The sequence below is a fragment of the Halorussus vallis genome, from assembly GCF_024138165.1.
Classification (GTDB): domain Archaea; phylum Halobacteriota; class Halobacteria; order Halobacteriales; family Haladaptataceae; genus Halorussus; species Halorussus vallis.
Window position 1 is genome coordinate 596,893 of the sequence record NZ_CP100000.1, and the last position, 14,840, is coordinate 611,732.

Genomic DNA, 14,840 nt, shown 5'->3' on the forward strand with positions numbered 1-14,840 from the left:
CGGTGGCTCCGCTCTCGGTCGCCGTCACGTCTTTTTCCGGCGACGACGAAGCGTCGTGCCTGCACGTCACCGCGCACCGAAGCTTCGGCGAACGGTACCCGGAGAACACCGTCTGCGCCGCCTGGGAGGCGTCCGACCACGCCGACGCCGTGGAGGTCGACGTCCGGCGGTGCGGGTCGGGCGAACTCGTCGCCTCCCACTGGGACCACGTCGGATTCGTCACCGACGGCGAGGGAGACATCGACGAACTGTCGGCGGCGGAACTCGCCGCGCTCGACGTCGGGGATTCGAGCTACGGGATTCCGCCGGTGACGGACGTGCTCGACGCGATTCCGCCCGAAGTCGGTGTCGTCCTCGACCTGAAGGAGCGCGGCGTCGCGGCGGACGTGGTGAACCTCGCCCGGCGCGTCCCGAACGACACTGTCGTCGCCTCGTTCCATCCCGACCCGCTCTGGCGGACCCGAATGTTCGACGAGTCGATTCCGGTGGCGTACAACTTCGACCTCCGTCCGGACTCGAACTTCGAAACCGCGGCCGCGCTCGACTGCGAGTACGCCTTCCCCCACTGGACGCTGTGCCTGGCGACCGACGTGGTCGAGCGCGCCCACGACGCCGGTATGGCGGTACACGCGTGGCCGGTCGGGTCGCGGATGCTCGCGCGGGCGCTGAGTCGGGGCGGCGTCGACGGTGTGGTTGCAACCGAACCGCTGTGAACGCTCCGCGGTGGCGCCGTTCCGAACGGACGGACGGTCCCATCCGTCCGGAGACGAGCGACAAAGCCGAGGGTGGCGAGAGCGACGGTACCGCGAACTCGACGTAATCGCCCGTTGTCGCGCACTCCATCCGCGGAACGCCGGCGTTTCGCACGCGAATCGGTCGATACCGGCGGCGAACGCGGGTCGTACCTCGCGGAACCGGAGTGAACGGACGGCGCACTTTTCCCGCCGTCCGGGGTACGAAGGGCAGATGAGCCGACGATACACCGCGGGCGGGGACCGGACCCCGCGAAATGACCGGGCGCGACGCCAGCGACGCAACTCCGCGACGGGTCGATTCGCTTCCGAGAACGACCAGCGCAGTGAGCGACGACGGCGGCACGGAAGCGACCGCACGCGGTCCCAAGGCGCTCCGAAGACGGAGCGAACTCGCGACGCCTCGCGGTCGGAGCGTCGCCGCGACACGTCCCGGTCGAGGCGGGCGCGACGCCAGCGACGCGACCCCGCGACGGGGCGGTTCGTCGCCGAACAGCCGGAATCGGAGAGCGGTCGACGCTATCAGTCTCAGCACTCTCGCTACCTGCGGCAGCGCGACCCTCGGACCGGCCAATTCGCCGCGAGGAGCCAGCGCCCCACCGGTCGAGCGAGGGCCGACCGGGAACCGACCGACCGAGGAGTCGGGTCGACTCACCACCCGAGTCCGTCGGCCACTGCAGACCAACAGGGTCGACCCGACCAACGGGGGACCGGACAACAGCAACCCGACCAGCAGGGTCGGGACGACCAGCGGCCGACTCAGCGCCGGTACGGTCGGCGGCGCGAACGGCGACACCGCCAGCATCGACCCCCGAGCGAGCCGCGCCACTAACCATTTAGCCGAAAACGTCGAACCCGCGGCCATGGGGGAGAACGAAGACGACGTCTCGTGGCCGTCGCACGCGAGCCGCGTCCTGCTCGCGTACCTCAAGAACGGCGAGGAGGGCCTCTCGAACGTGGCGGAGGACATCCACGGACGCACTCACGACCGGCCGGGGGAGAAGTTCGGCAAGAAGGAGGCGCTGTACCTGCCCCAGTCGCCGGTGCCGCCGAACCTGTGGCGCGAGTCCTGCGGCCGGTGTCGGTTCTGGCGCGAGGGGAGTCCCGGCGAGGGCGGCCGGTGCCACGTCGTCGGGAAGAAGGGCGACCGTTTCGGCGGCGAGCACATCCACCCACGCGGGTGGTGCAAACTCTGGGTCCCGCCGGAGGGCGAACCCGCGTTCGCGTGGCTGTTCGAGCAGTTGAACCCGACCGGCGCCGACCTCGTCCGCGGCGAGTACCACCGCCACCCGAACGAGGAAGCCGACCAGCAGACCATCGACGAGGCCGTCGAGGGGGTGTCGGCCGAGAGCGAGTCGGAGGCCGACTGAGAACCGGCAAACGACCACGGCCGAGCGCCCGAAACCGACCCCAACCGAACGCACGCGAACCGATTCCGACCGAGCGCCCGGCGATGGCGTGCCATCGCCGGGCGCTCCTCGTCGAGTGGCTACCCGTCGAGGGGACGCTCGGTGCCGCGGACGCTGTCGACGATGGCGTCGCCGTCGTCGCGCTCGGCGAGCCAGAACAGCTTGTAGGCGTCGGCGACCCGCCCGAACTCGATTTCGGGCACGTCGGAGAGAATCGAGGTCCGGAACGTCCACTCGAACGCCGCCGTCCGGGCCTTCTCGTCGGCCTGCTCGGGCGACAGCTCCGAGGGGAGCACCAGCGCGTCCTCGACCGTCCGAACCTCGGTTTCGGGGAAAGCGTCGGCCCGCATCGGGAGCCGACGCGAGCAGTCGACGCTGACGATGTAGCGGTCGCGTCGCGGACTCATGAAGGGTCGGGCGACCTCGACCTCGGCCTCGTACGTCCGGTAGGGGTAGGCGACGGCGCCGACCCGGCCGTCGGCCGCGACCGCCTGTCGCGGAACCGACGGCGGGATGACCGGGAGTCCGACCTCGTCGCGGCGCTCGCCGGCGGGCCGCTCGTCGGTTTCGTCGGCTCCGTCGTTCTGGTCGGCCCTCTCGCTCCGGTCGGCCGCCGAGTCGGCCGCGCGGTCAGCGCTCATCGTCGCTCCAGTAGCCCGACGCGGCGACGTGGCCGCGGATGTTGTCGGCCTCGGTGACGACCTTCGGCGAGGTGTCCGAGTCGGTGCCTCCGTCCGTGGCGTAGTCGGACGATTCGCCGCCGTCGGACCGGAGGTCCGACGAGGCTCGCCGACCGTCGGTCGGCTCACCGCCGTCGGCGGCCACTGCCGACAGCGGCTTGTCGAACACCTCGAAGTCCTCGTCGACGCCGGTCGGCGGCCGGGTGACCAGCGAGACGCCGACCAGCGTGAGCGACGACACGATGAACGCCGGGAAGAGGCCGTACACCGTCACGAGGCCGTACCAGAACTCGGCCGACTCGGGCGGCATCAGGCCGACCCAGCCGAGCACGGTCGGCAGTTGGGTCCAGAGGACCATCGTGGACGCCCCGACTATCATGCTGGCGACCGACCCCTCGGCGGTGACCCGCTTCCACCACAGCGTCGCGATGACCGTCGGGCCGATGGCCGCGCCGAGGCCGCCCCACGCGTAGTCGAGCACCAGCGTGTAGATGGGCGTGTTCTTGGCGAGGTAGGCGAACGCGACGCTCGCGGTGCCCAGCGCGAAGGTGACGTACCGCGAGTACCGGACCAGTTCCGCCTCGGTCGCGTCGCGGTCGAGGAACCCGTGGTAGACGTCCTCGACGATGGCGCTGGTGGCGACGAGGAGTTGGGAGTCGGCGCTCGACATCATCGCGGCCAGCGCCGCCGCCAGCACGACGCCGGCGAGGACGCCGGGCAGCAGATCGAGGGTGAGCATCGGCATCACCGCGTCCGGGTTCGTGATGGCGCCTTCGCCGAACATGGCGAGGGCGTACAGGCCGACCAGCGCCGCGCCGATGTACGCCGCGAACATGAACAGTTGGGCGACCAGCGCGGCGAGTCGCACGTTCTTCACCCGGTCGATGCCCATGAACCGCACCATGATGTGGGGGTTGCCCGGCACGCCCAGACCGATGGCGGCGTAGCTGATGATGCCGAAGACCGCGGCCCATCCGGCCGCTCCGGCGGTGATGCTGGTCAGACTCCCCTCGCCGACCCGCGCGAGTTCGTCGAACGGCAGGCCCATGCTGGTGAACGCGATGACCGGCAGCGCGATGAACGACATCAGGATGATGGCCCCCTGGAAGTAGTCGGACCACGCGACGGCGAAGTAGCCGCCGAGGAACGTGTAGCCGATGACGATGACGCCGCCGACCACGATGCCGACCCAGGGTTCGATGCCGGTCAGAATCCGGAGCAGGGTGCCGGCCGCCACGATCTGGGCGCCGACGTAGCCGCCCTCGAACAGCATCAGGACGACCGCCGAGACGCCCTTGACGTAGCCGGTGTCGTCGTCGAGTCGGGTCTCGAAGAACGTCGGGAGCGTGACCGACCGGACGATTTCGGTGTACTTCCGGAGTCGCTTCGCGATACCCGCCCACGCCAGCAGGTCGGCCGGAATCATGCCCAGGCCGTTCAGGAACGCCATGATGCCGGTGCCGTAGGCGTTCGCGGGTACGCCCAGCGTGAGCCAGCCGCTCATCTCGGAGGCGCGCTCGGAGAAGCCGGTGACGACCGGGCCGATCTGGCGGCCGCCGATGACGTAGTCGCCGACCGAGTCCATGAACCGCGCCGAGTAGAGGCCGATGCCCAGCAGGACGAGGAGGTAGAGCGCGAAGGTGCCGAGCACCCAGACGCCGGCCTCGCCCGCGATGCCGCCGCTACCTTGCATACTCGCCCTCCTCGAAGCGCTCGCGGAGTTCGCGTTCGCGGCGTCCCTCCCAGACGTAGTACACTACCAACATCACGAAGAACACCGCGTACGGTCCGAACAGACCCAGCCAATCGAGAGTACTCATTGCCATGTCCACTGCTAGCATACTCGAATCGAGATTATTTACGTTTCGGTGCCCCGTGATTTCGAGCGCCGGCCGACACCGACAACCCGGAACAACTCACGACGCGTGGAACAGTCGTTTTATGTGAGAACCCCTACGGGTCGTCCATGGATATCGATACCACTCGACGGGCGCTCGTCGCCGCTATCGTCGGCGGCGGGGCCGTCGGTGGCTCGCTCTCGCCGGTCCGGGGCTACCTCCAGCGGTTCGCGCCGTTCTCGGGAACCGCGTGGCGCGACGCGACCGACGAGACGAACCGCCGGGTCGAGAGCCCCTACGGCGAGGCGACGGTCCGGTACGACGACTACGGTACGCCCCACGTCGAAGCGGGCGACGAGGCCGCCCTCTACTTCGCGGTCGGTTACGTCCAGGCGGCCGACCGGCTGTTCCAGATGGACCTCCAGCGCCGGGTCATGCGCGGGCGACTCTCGGAGGTTGTGGGCGAGGCCACGCTCGACTCCGACGAGTTCCACGCGAAGATGGACTTCGTCGGCGCGGCCGAGGCCAACCTCGAACTGTTCGACGGCGACGCGACCGCCGACGCCATCGACTGCTTCGTCGACGGGGTCAACGCCTGCATCGACCGGGAGGCGCTTCCGGTCGAGTTCGGCCTGCTGGAGTACGACCCCGACCCGTGGACCGCCGCCGACACGATGCTCATGGAAACCCAGATCTCGTGGGGGCTGACCGGGAACTTCGGGACGCTCCGGCGGGAACTGCTGGCCGAGAAGTTCGACGAGTCGACCGTCTCGGAACTGTACCCCGCCCGACTCGACCACGACGCGCCCATCATCCGCGACGGTGGTGGGGCGAGTCCGAGCGCGGCCGCCGGGACCGTCTCGCCGTCCGGCGAGTTCGGCGGCGCGTCCGGCGACCGAGAGTTCCTCGACTGGCTCTCGCGGTTCGAGTCGCCGCCCGGAATCGGGTCGAATAGCTGGGTCGTCTCGGGCGAGCACACCGACAGCGGCAAGCCCATCGTCGCGAACGACCCGCACCTCACCCTGATGGCCCCGCCGGTCTGGTACGAGATGAACCTCCGGACCGACGACCTGAGCGTCCGCGGCGTGACGTTCCCGGGCGTGCCGTTCGTCGTCATCGGCGAGAACGACCGTGGGGCATGGGGGTTCACCAACGCCGGCGCCGACGTCATCGACTTCTACCGGTACGAAACCCGCGCCGACGGGAGCGAGTACCGCTACCGGGGCGAGTGGCGGGAGTTCGACACCGAGGAGCGAACCGTCGGGGTCTCCGGCGGGGAGGACCGCACGGTCACCGTGAAGAAGACCGTCCACGGTCCGGTAATTGAGCGCCACGGCCGGCAGGTCGGCGTCTCGTGGACCGGCCACACGGCCACAGAGACGTCCAGGGCCATCCACGAGTACAGCAGGGCCGGCGGCGTGGACGACTTCCTGGCGGCCACCCGGAAGATGGACTTGCCGACCCAGAACGTCGTCTACGCCGACCGCGCGGGCAACACGCTCTACTACGTCACCGGCCGGATTCCCCGGCGCACGATAGACGGCGAGGAGGTGTGGGGCGCGCGGGTCTTCGACGGGTCGTCGGGTGAGGCCGAGTGGGAGGGCTTCGAACCGTTCGGCGTCTCCTCCTGGGAGGGGTTCGTCCCCTTCGAGGAGAAGCCCCACGTGAAGAACCCGGACTACCTCGGCACCGCCAACCAGCGCATCGTCGACGACCCGGCCCACTACATCGGCGAGCGCTACAGCCAGCCCTACCGGGGCCAGCGGCTCTACGAACTGCTCGACCGGCGGGCCGCGTCCGGAAAACCGATGACCCCGCAGTTCATGCGCCGCCTCCAGCGCGACGCGTACTCGAAGCGCGCCGAGCAGGTGACGCCGCTGCTCGTCGCCGCGGCCGACGGTCACGAGGGCCTTGCCGATGCTGTAGCTACGCTTCGCGACTGGGACTATCGGATGGTCCGAGACTCGCGGGCCGCGCTGGTGTTCGCGACGTGGTTCGACCGCTACCGCGAGGCGGTGTTCGGCGACGAGTTCGAGAGCAAGGGGCTGGGCGAGGAGTACTACCCGAGCGACTGGGTGCTCGCGCGCCTCGACGCCGACAGCCGATGGTTCGGCGACGAGGGCCGCGACACGGTGATGGTCCGCGCGCTCCGGGAAACCCTCGGCGAACTCGACGACGGTGCGACCTACGGCGACGTCAACACCACCGCGGCGATCACCCACCCGCTCGACCAGTCGTTCCTCAACTACCGCGCGCTCCCGACCGATGGCTCTCCCTACACCCTGAACAACTACCGCGAGGAGTCGGCGGTCGGCAGTAGCTGGCGGATGATCTCGCCGATGGACGCCGACGCGGACTCGGCGTGCGTCCTCCCGGGGGGCAACTCCGGGGAGTACTTCTCCGAACACTACGCCGACCAGCTTCGGATGTGGGCCGACGGCGAGTACAAGCCGATGCGCCGGGAGGTATCGGGCGAAACCGCGACTCGCTTCGAGGAGACGGGCGGTGAGGGCCGATGAGCCGACTGGATGCCCGCCGACCGGCGACCCCCGAGAACGGCGACGGCGGGCGGGACAGGAGCGGTAGCGCCCTCTTGGCCGCTCTCGCGGAGATTCGGTCGGACGCGCGAGCGCGCTGGAGCGCGCTCGCGCTCGGGGCCATCGTCGGCCTCGCGGTCGCGTGGGTCCACTGGTTCGGCTTCCTGCTGGGCGGCGCGCTCGTCGGACTCGTGTCGAAGGACGGAAAGCGCGCGGTCCTCGCGGGCGTCGCCTTCGGACTCCTCGCGTGGCTCTGCTTCGTCGGCCTACTCGCGTCCCACGGCGCACTGGTCGAGTACGCCGCGATGGGGCGGGTGCTATACGTCAGTGCCGCGATTCCAGTCGTCGCGTCGACGCTCGGGTCGCTCGTCCGCGGGGTCGTCTGACCGAAACCACATCTGCCCGTGCCCCACTCGAGGGCGCGTGGACGAGTACCGCGAGGACGCGCCGTTCGACCTCTCGCTGACGTTCTCGCTCCGGGCGACGAAGGACGGGGACGTCAGTCCTCGGCGTCGATCCGAGGGTAGAGCAGTACGAACCCGACGTCCTGAAGGAAGTTCGCGACGACGCCGAGTACCACCGGGAACAGCGACACGCCGAGCATCAGCGGCAGGTCGTGACCGCCGCGCATCGCCGCGAGGGTCAGCGACCCGAACCCGGGGACGTTGGCGACCGCTTCGAGGACGACGACCGCCAGCAGCACCGCGCCCAACAGGTCGACGAAGAACAGCGACAGCACCGAAACCATCGCGTTCCGGAAGATGTGTCGACCCACTCGCCAGACGCCCGACCCCTTCATCCGGGCCGTCTTGACGAACTTCGCCGACGCGTACTCGCCGAGCACCGTCCGGGAGTGGCGCAACTGGATGCCGAACAGGTACAGTCCCATGACGACCGCCGGATAGACCGCGGCCTGGAGGTTCGCCGGTGCCAGCGGACCGGCCGAGGCGACGTAGGCGACCTCGTCGCCCGTCGCGACGTAGTACGATGGGAGGACCCACCACTTCAGCACGTAAGCGAACAGGAACATCGGGATGCTCACGGCGACGTAGGAGACGCCGTCGGTCAGTCGGTGGAGTCGAGTGCCTTCGGCGGCCACCGTGTAGAGTCGCGTCGCGGTGCCCGCGACCACCGCGAAGACCAGCGCCGGGACGAAGTACACCAGCGTGAACGCGAGGCGGTCTGCCACCAGCGCCGACACGGGTGCGTTTTCGCTGAACGACCGGCCGAGGTCGAACGTCGCGACGCCGACCAACCAGTCGGCGTACCGCCGGAGTACGGGCGCGTCCTGGTTCGTCGCGGCGAGGTAGGTGTTCACCGCCTCCGTCGAGTTCCGCCCGCTCATGGCCGCCGCGCGGGCGACCCGGATTTTCATCGGGTCGGTCGTGGTTTCGATCACCGCGAACGCGACCGTGAGAACGACCCAGACCGTCAGGACCATGCCGGCGAGACGGTAGCAGACGAACGTTCGTCGACTCACGTCGTCGACCTCCTGAACTGCGTTCCGCGAAACGGCGCGAGGCAGGCGACCGCGAACCCCGCGTAGCGATGACTCGCTGGGGGGCGAAGTCTCCGACTACGGCCGAACGACCGCTGTGAGGCCGAGTCGACGACCCCTGCCGGAGGTGACCGGGCGACTGGTATCAGCACACGTTCCCCGTCTGTATGGTCAACGAAAATAAATATTTATGTTCGGCGAGCGACCGTTCTCCGATACTCCCAGATGGGTCCCCCTCCCGATACCAGCGCCGAATCGTTCGCGAACGTCGACTGGGACGCCGTCGACGGGGCCGCACACCGGGTCCGGTGGAACGTCCGCCTGTTCGTCGTCGGTTTCGGCCTCCTCGCGGCCGGCTACTGCTACGAGCGACTCGGGTTCGGTCGAATCCCGCTCGGCGTCGACCCGTCCTGGCTCGACTGGCTCACGGCCGCGTCGCTGCTCGCGGTCGTCGCGTTCCTCGCGGTTCCGCTCGTCCGGAATCGACGAACGACGCGGCGGTACTGGTCGCGGCTCCGGACGAGTCGAGTCGGCGTCGCGAGCCTCCTGTACGTCCTGGCGTTCCTGACGGTCGGTCTCGTCGGCCCGCTCGTGGTTTCCCAGCCGAAGCTCCACCTCCTGCACTCCTATCAGCCCCCGGTCGGAGTCTCGGTCGACGCCGAGTCCGTCACGAGTTGCCTTGGTCGCGTGACCGACGGGCGCTGCCACGGCACGTGGCGCTACCCCCTGGGGACGACGTACACGGGCAAGGACGTCGTCCCGTTCGTCGTCTTCGGGACGCGGACGGCGCTACAGGTCGCTCTCGTCTCCGCGACGCTGCTCGTGCCGACCGGGGTCGCGGTCGGCCTCGTCGCCGCGTACGCCGGCGACCGCACCGACGCGGTACTGATGCGTCTCGCGGAGGTCCTCCAGACGGTGCCGACCATCCTCGTCTACTTCGTGATGCGTCCGTGGGTCAGCGACCACCGACTGTTGCTGATGGTCGGGGTGTTCGGACTGGCGAACTGGGGCGGCCTGGCCAGACTGGTCCGGAACGAGGCGCTCGAACTCCGAGAATCGCTGTACGTACGGGCCGCGGAAGGCGTCGGCGCGGGTCGGTACGCCGTCGTTCGGAGACACCTGCTGCCGAACGTCTCGGGAGCGGTGCTCACGAACGCGACGCTTCAGATACCGATGCTGATTCTCACCGAGGCGTCGCTGTCGTTTCTGGAGTTGGGCGATTCGTCCGTCCACTCGTGGGGACAGACCGTCGCGTTCGGAATTCGCGACCTGGGGGTCTACCCGGCGTGGTGGGTCACGGTCTTCCCGGCCGTGCTGTTGATAGCGACGGTGCTGGCGTTCAACGTCCTGGGAGACGCGCTGGAAACCACCCTCGACCCTAAAAACCGGCGCTGACCGCCGCCCTACCGACGTCCGGTTTCGGTGGCCTGGCAGGCGGTCGACGCTCGGGACTCGGTCACCCGCCCGCGGTTCGGACGAGCCGTTCAGTCGTCGGCGGGCGCGGCCGCCCGCTCGACGTCGATTTCGCCGGCGTCGAGTTCCTGCTCGACTTCGCGGGCCGCGGTGACGAGATTGGCCATCTTCTGGTAGGCCACCTCGCGCGGGAGGAGCTTCAGCCCGCAGTCGGGGCTGACGGTCAACTGCTCGGGCGGGACGACTTCCAGGCCCTTCTGGATGTTCTCCTTGATCTCGGCGACCGACTCGACCTCCGCGACGTGGGCGTCGACCACGCCGAGCGCGAGGTCCGCGGTGAACTCGGGCTCTTTGAACACGTCGAGCTGGTCGTAGTCGCCGTTGGCGAGTTCGAGGTCGAACTCGTCGACCGGGAAATCCAGAATCTCGGGGTAGATGCGCGAGTAGTCGCCGTAACAGACGTGGAGGCCGATTCGGACGTCCTCGGGGATGCCCTCGACGATGCGCTCCAGGCAATTGCCGACGATGGCGTGGTCGTCCGGCGTCGTCGCGAGCGCCGGTTCGTCGATCTGGATGTAGCGCGCGCCGGCGTCGACCAGTTTCTCGACCTCCTCGTTGACGAGGTCGGCGAGCGCGTGGGAGAGTTCCTCGTCGTCCTCGTAGGCCTCGTTGAACGACCAGTTGGCCAGCGTGTACGGACCGGTGATAGGCACCTTGACCGGTTTGTCGGTGACGCTCGCGGTGAACTCGTACTCGTCGACGAGCCACGTCTCGTCGTACTCGACCTCGGAGACGACCGACGGCTTGTCGAAGGTGTTGTGACCCCACACCTTCACGGGGCCGTTGAACTCGTAGCCCTCGATGCGGTGGGCGAAGAACTCCACCATCTCGTTGCGGCGCATCTCGCCGTCGACGACCGCGTCGAGGCCGGCGCGCTCGTGTTCGTCGGTGATGAGTCGCGCGGCGTCGTCTTTGGCCTCCTCCCAGGCGTCGTCGTCGAAGTCCGCTTCGGGGTCCTCGTGGAGGTCGCGGGCGCGGTCGACCCACTTGGGCTTGGGGTAGCTGCCGACGACGGTCGTCAGCAGGAAGTGCTCGTTCGGGTGGTTTTCGGGTCGGAACTGGTCTCGGTTGTTGCTCATGCTTTCACCTCCGCGATCTCGGTCGCTTCGCCCAGCGCGGCGAGTTTCTCCTCGAACGTCGAGTACGGCAGGTAGAACAGCTCGGTGTTCGGGGTCAGATACACCGTCTCGAAGTCGGCCGCGGGGGTGTTCTCTTCGAGCCAGTCGGCCCGCTCGGCGATGGCCTCCGGCTCTTCGACCAGCGTGTTCTGGCCGTCGACGACGCCCGCCGCGATGGAGTCCTTCGTGCCGTACTCGTTGATGTTGTAGAGGTTGTCCTCGTGGTTCGTCACGAAGTCGTAACCCACGGCGTCGAAGTCGGCGTCCAGGAGGTGGGCGTGGACCTTCTCCTCCAGCGCGCCCCAGTAGGTCTGGACGACGACGTCGGTGTCCGCGTCGGCCGCGCCGGCGACGGCGTCCACGGCCTCGCTGGCGCGCTCGTCCTCGCCCTCCGCGGGCGAGTTCACGACGAGCGAGGGTTCGAGGAGGGTCAGCGTCTCGACCTCGGGGAACGCCTCGACTTCGCCGGCGAGGAAGTCTGCGACCGCGGCGAGGAAGTCGTCTTCGTCGCCGTAGTACTCGTCGGTGGCGAGGTCGGCCAGCGAGTAGGGACCGGGGACGACCGCCTGGAGTTCGCCGGCGTCGGCGAACTCGCTCGCGGCTTCGAGGTCGGCGGCGACGTCGCCGTCGAAGGTGAGTTCGTCGGTCACGACGGGGTCGCGGTAAAAGTTGTTGTTGTCGTAGTACCGGACGATACCGCGGGTTTCGACGCTGTCGTGGACCGCGAGCGGGTGGGCGAGCATGTCGTCCCAGCGGAGCTGTCCCTCCACGACCCGGTCGAGTCCGGCGTTCTGTTGTCGGTCGATTACCTCCTCGCGGGCGCGGTCGTAGACCGCCAGCACGTCTTCGCCCTCGTCGCCGTCGACGAGGTCGTGTTTCTGGTGGCCCTTGAGGTCCGCGAGGTCGTCTTTCGCCCAGTCCGGGAGCGGATACACCCCGGCCGTGGTCGAGACTCGCTCTGTCATCGTATCCCGTCGTACGGAATGACGGTGCTTAATATTTTCCTCTCCGGAAAATAACCACCGAGCATAGTCAAGGGTTAACACGGACCACCGGACGCGGTCCCGGGGCGAGTAACTTGGAACGAGTCGAACACGGCATCCTTTTCCCGTTAGTATCCGGACGTATCCCTCGATGAAGGAAGTTCCTCCCGCCCTCGTCGTCGCGTTCCTCCTCGGCGCCGCCGTCGGCGGCGCGCTCGGACCCGGTTCCGCCGCGCTCTCGCGCTCGCCGACCGATTCGAACCCCGGTCCGAACCCCGATTCGCCGCCGCTCTCGTTGTGGTCCGCCGGACCGGACTGCGCGTCGGGCAATACCACCCCGAATGCCGGATGGGTCCACGACGTGGCGGTCGGCGAGTCGTTCGCGGTGACGCTGAACGCCACCGTCGTCCACGACCGGAACCGGACCGTCGAACCGGACGTGAGCCGAACGGGGCCGCGGGCCTACCGCATCGACTTCCGGACGGTGCCCGTCGAGAACCGGTCCGCGAAGGAGAAGAGGCTCCTCGACCGCTGTCGGCTCGCCGAGACGGAAATCGGACTGGCGACGAGTCTCCCGACCAACTACTCGCGGTTCGAGGTCGCGGTGAACGGCCGGACGATACGGACCGTGGAGTACGACGGGACGACCGCCGACCTCCACCGACTCCCGAACCCGATAAACGCGACCGCCGCGGCGTGACCCCGCCGCGGTCTCAGCGGACGAGTTTCAGCACCGACAGCGTCTCGAAGGGGAACGACTCGTCGCGCAGCGCCACCGCCGAGAAACCGGCGTCGGCCGCGAGTTCGACGACTTCCTCGACGCCCGCGAGACTGCTCACCAGCAGGTAGACCGCGCCGTCGGGCGCGAGCACGCGCCCGACGGCCGCCAGAAAGGGTTCGACCACCTCGCGGCCGGACTCGCCGCCTGAGAGCGCGACCTCCATCCAGTCGTCCTGCTCGGCTTCGGGGTCGGTCGGCAGGTACGGCGGGTTGAACAGGACGGCGTCGAAGGCGCCGTCGGCGAACGCCGAGAGGAGGTCGGCACGGACGACTTCGACGCCGCGTTCGCGCGCCTGCGCGCAGGCGTGAGGGTTGAGGTCGGAGCCGACGACCCGCGCGCCGGTCTTCTCGGCCACGTACGCTGCGACGTAGCCCGACCCCGTGCCGACTTCGAGGACGAGTGGGCGTCCCGCGCGACCGTCGCCGGCGACGGTCGCGCGGGCGTCGTTCGACGGGCCGTCTTCCGCACCTCCCCGGAGGTCGGCCGCGGCCGCCTCCGCCAGCAGGTGCGAGTCCTCGGCCGGCTGATACACCTCGGTTTCGACGCCCCGGCGCTCGGCGAGGTCGGTCACTGCTCGCCCTCCTCGGCGGTCGCGGTCCGCTCACTTTCGCTGTCGGCGCGTTCGCCGCCGTTCGGCGCGACCGTCTCGGCCGCGACCGGTTCGCCGGAAAGCCGGAGGCCACCGGACTCTTCGCGGCCGGTGAGTTCGCGCTGGGGGTACGGAATCTTGATGCCCGCCTCGTCGAACGCCCGCTTGACCTCCTCGATCATCGCGGTGCGCGCCCGCCACTGGCGGCGCGCGCTCGGCTTGTCTATCCACGCCCGCAGCAACAGGACCACAGAGGAGTCGCCGAACTGCTGGAGGACGACCTGCGGCGTCGGCACCGTCAGCACCTCGTCCATCTCCTTCATCGTGTCGGCGGCGAGGTCGGCGGCCGCCCGGACGTCGGTGTCGTAGTCGACGCCGACCTCGACGCCGATTCGCAGACGGCCCTTCCGACTCTTGTTGACGATCTTCTCGCCGCTCACGATGTCGTTGGGGATCATCACGTACTCGCCGTCGAACGTCTGGATGCGGGTGTTGACGATGGAGATGTCGGTGACGATGCCCTCCGACTCGGCTATCTCGACCCAGTCGCCGATCTCGAACGGCCGGGAGAACATCAGCACGAAGCCGGCGAGCAGGGCGCCGAGCGTCTGGCGGGCCGCCATACCGACGACGATGCCGAGGAACCCGGCGCCGACTATCAGCCCGCTGAGGTCGACGTTCCACATCCCGAGGATGGCCGCCACCGCGGCGACGTAGACGCCGAGTTGGGAGACGCGGTAGACGATCTCGCTCTGGTGTCTCGTGATGGCCTCGTGGCTGTCGGTGAACCGCTCGATGGCCCGTTTGACGAAGCCGCTGACGACGTACGCGGCCGCCAGTAGCGACAGCGCCAGAAGAATCTTGAAGCCGTTGCCGACGGTCGCGCCGATCTGGTCGAGCGCCTGGGTCGCATTGTCGACGAGTCCCCACAGCACGAGAATCGCCACGGTGGCGCCGAGCGCGATGACGCCGACGACGGCGGTCAGCACGACGTCGGCGACGTGGTGGGGCAGTCGGTCGCGGAACTTCGAGCGCAGGTACCGGACCGAGTAGAGGCCGGCCGCGACCGCGAGGAGGATGCCGGCGGTCACCGCCGTCTGGACCTCCGGCTGGTTGGCGAACTGGCGAAGCCGGTCGATGACGGCGAGGATGCCGAGGGCGGAGGTCACGGCGCGTCACCCC

14 protein-coding genes are annotated in these 14,840 nt (G+C 68.8%); 6 read left to right on the forward strand and 8 right to left on the reverse strand.

Features of this window, described 5'->3' with window-relative positions; genetic code table 11:
- Window positions 1–2 precede the first annotated feature (2 nt).
- A complete protein-coding gene (locus NGM07_RS03205) occupies window positions 3–713 on the forward strand; it encodes a glycerophosphodiester phosphodiesterase (RefSeq protein ID WP_253516962.1) in 711 nt (236 codons plus the stop codon).
- Between the two features lie 902 nt (window positions 714–1,615).
- On the forward strand, window positions 1,616–2,122 hold the full coding sequence (locus NGM07_RS03210) for a high-potential iron-sulfur protein (protein WP_253516965.1): 507 nt from the start codon (window positions 1,616–1,618) through the stop codon (window positions 2,120–2,122).
- Window positions 2,123–2,241: 119 nt separating this feature from the next.
- On the opposite strand, the gene NGM07_RS03215 is transcribed toward NGM07_RS03210, so the two are convergent.
- Genes NGM07_RS03215 through NGM07_RS03225 form a run of 3 tightly spaced genes read right to left on the reverse strand, consistent with a single transcriptional unit; the run spans window position 2,242 to window position 4,667 of the window.
- Window positions 2,242–2,802: a hypothetical protein gene (locus NGM07_RS03215; protein WP_253516968.1), complete on the reverse strand. Its 561-nt coding sequence runs from the start codon at window positions 2,800–2,802 to the stop codon at window positions 2,242–2,244.
- A complete protein-coding gene (locus tag NGM07_RS03220) occupies window positions 2,792–4,534 on the reverse strand; it encodes a sodium/proline symporter (RefSeq protein WP_253516970.1) in 1,743 nt (580 codons plus the stop codon). The genes NGM07_RS03215 and NGM07_RS03220 overlap by 11 nt, the downstream gene beginning before the upstream one ends.
- Window positions 4,524–4,667 carry a hypothetical protein gene (locus tag NGM07_RS03225; protein WP_253516971.1) on the reverse strand — a complete coding sequence of 48 codons (144 nt, stop codon included), beginning with the start codon at window positions 4,665–4,667 and terminating at the stop codon, window positions 4,524–4,526. The genes NGM07_RS03220 and NGM07_RS03225 overlap by 11 nt, the downstream gene beginning before the upstream one ends.
- A 140-nt stretch (window positions 4,668–4,807) precedes the next feature.
- Between NGM07_RS03225 and NGM07_RS03230 the strand changes: the two genes are divergently transcribed.
- Both NGM07_RS03230 and NGM07_RS03235 read left to right on the forward strand, forming a co-directional pair.
- Window positions 4,808–7,198 (forward strand): penicillin acylase family protein, encoded by a 2,391-nt coding sequence (locus tag NGM07_RS03230; RefSeq protein ID WP_253516973.1) that lies wholly within the window; start codon window positions 4,808–4,810, stop codon window positions 7,196–7,198.
- A complete protein-coding gene (locus NGM07_RS03235; RefSeq protein ID WP_253516975.1) occupies window positions 7,195–7,602 on the forward strand; it encodes a hypothetical protein in 408 nt (135 codons plus the stop codon). Before NGM07_RS03230 ends, NGM07_RS03235 begins: the two co-directional genes overlap by 4 nt.
- Before the next feature lie 113 nt (window positions 7,603–7,715).
- On the opposite strand, the gene NGM07_RS03240 is transcribed toward NGM07_RS03235, so the two are convergent.
- On the reverse strand, window positions 7,716–8,696 hold the full coding sequence (locus NGM07_RS03240) for an ABC transporter permease (RefSeq protein WP_253516978.1): 981 nt from the start codon (window positions 8,694–8,696) through the stop codon (window positions 7,716–7,718).
- Window positions 8,697–8,939: 243 nt separating this feature from the next.
- On the opposite strand from NGM07_RS03240, the gene NGM07_RS03245 reads away from it, so the two are divergent.
- Complete coding sequence (locus NGM07_RS03245; RefSeq protein ID WP_253516980.1) at window positions 8,940–10,109, forward strand: ABC transporter permease; 1,170 nt, start codon at window positions 8,940–8,942, stop codon at window positions 10,107–10,109.
- Between the two features lie 89 nt (window positions 10,110–10,198).
- Here the strand turns inward: NGM07_RS03245 and NGM07_RS03250 are convergent, their stop codons facing one another.
- Both NGM07_RS03250 and NGM07_RS03255 read right to left on the reverse strand, forming a co-directional pair.
- On the reverse strand, window positions 10,199–11,266 hold the full coding sequence (locus NGM07_RS03250) for a methionine synthase (RefSeq protein WP_253516983.1): 1,068 nt from the start codon (window positions 11,264–11,266) through the stop codon (window positions 10,199–10,201).
- Complete coding sequence (locus NGM07_RS03255) at window positions 11,263–12,270, reverse strand: 5-methyltetrahydropteroyltriglutamate--homocysteine methyltransferase (protein ID WP_253516986.1); 1,008 nt, start codon at window positions 12,268–12,270, stop codon at window positions 11,263–11,265. The genes NGM07_RS03250 and NGM07_RS03255 overlap by 4 nt, the downstream gene beginning before the upstream one ends.
- 169 nt (window positions 12,271–12,439) lie before the next feature.
- Between NGM07_RS03255 and NGM07_RS03260 the strand changes: the two genes are divergently transcribed.
- A complete protein-coding gene (locus tag NGM07_RS03260; protein WP_253516989.1) occupies window positions 12,440–12,988 on the forward strand; it encodes a hypothetical protein in 549 nt (182 codons plus the stop codon).
- 13 nt (window positions 12,989–13,001) lie between these two features.
- On the opposite strand, the gene NGM07_RS03265 is transcribed toward NGM07_RS03260, so the two are convergent.
- Entirely contained in the window at window positions 13,002–13,640 is a 639-nt protein-coding gene (locus tag NGM07_RS03265; protein WP_253516990.1) for a HemK2/MTQ2 family protein methyltransferase, read from the reverse strand.
- On the reverse strand, window positions 13,637–14,827 hold the full coding sequence (locus tag NGM07_RS03270) for a mechanosensitive ion channel family protein (protein ID WP_253517003.1): 1,191 nt from the start codon (window positions 14,825–14,827) through the stop codon (window positions 13,637–13,639). Before NGM07_RS03270 ends, NGM07_RS03265 begins: the two co-directional genes overlap by 4 nt.
- Window positions 14,828–14,840: the final 13 nt, after the last annotated feature.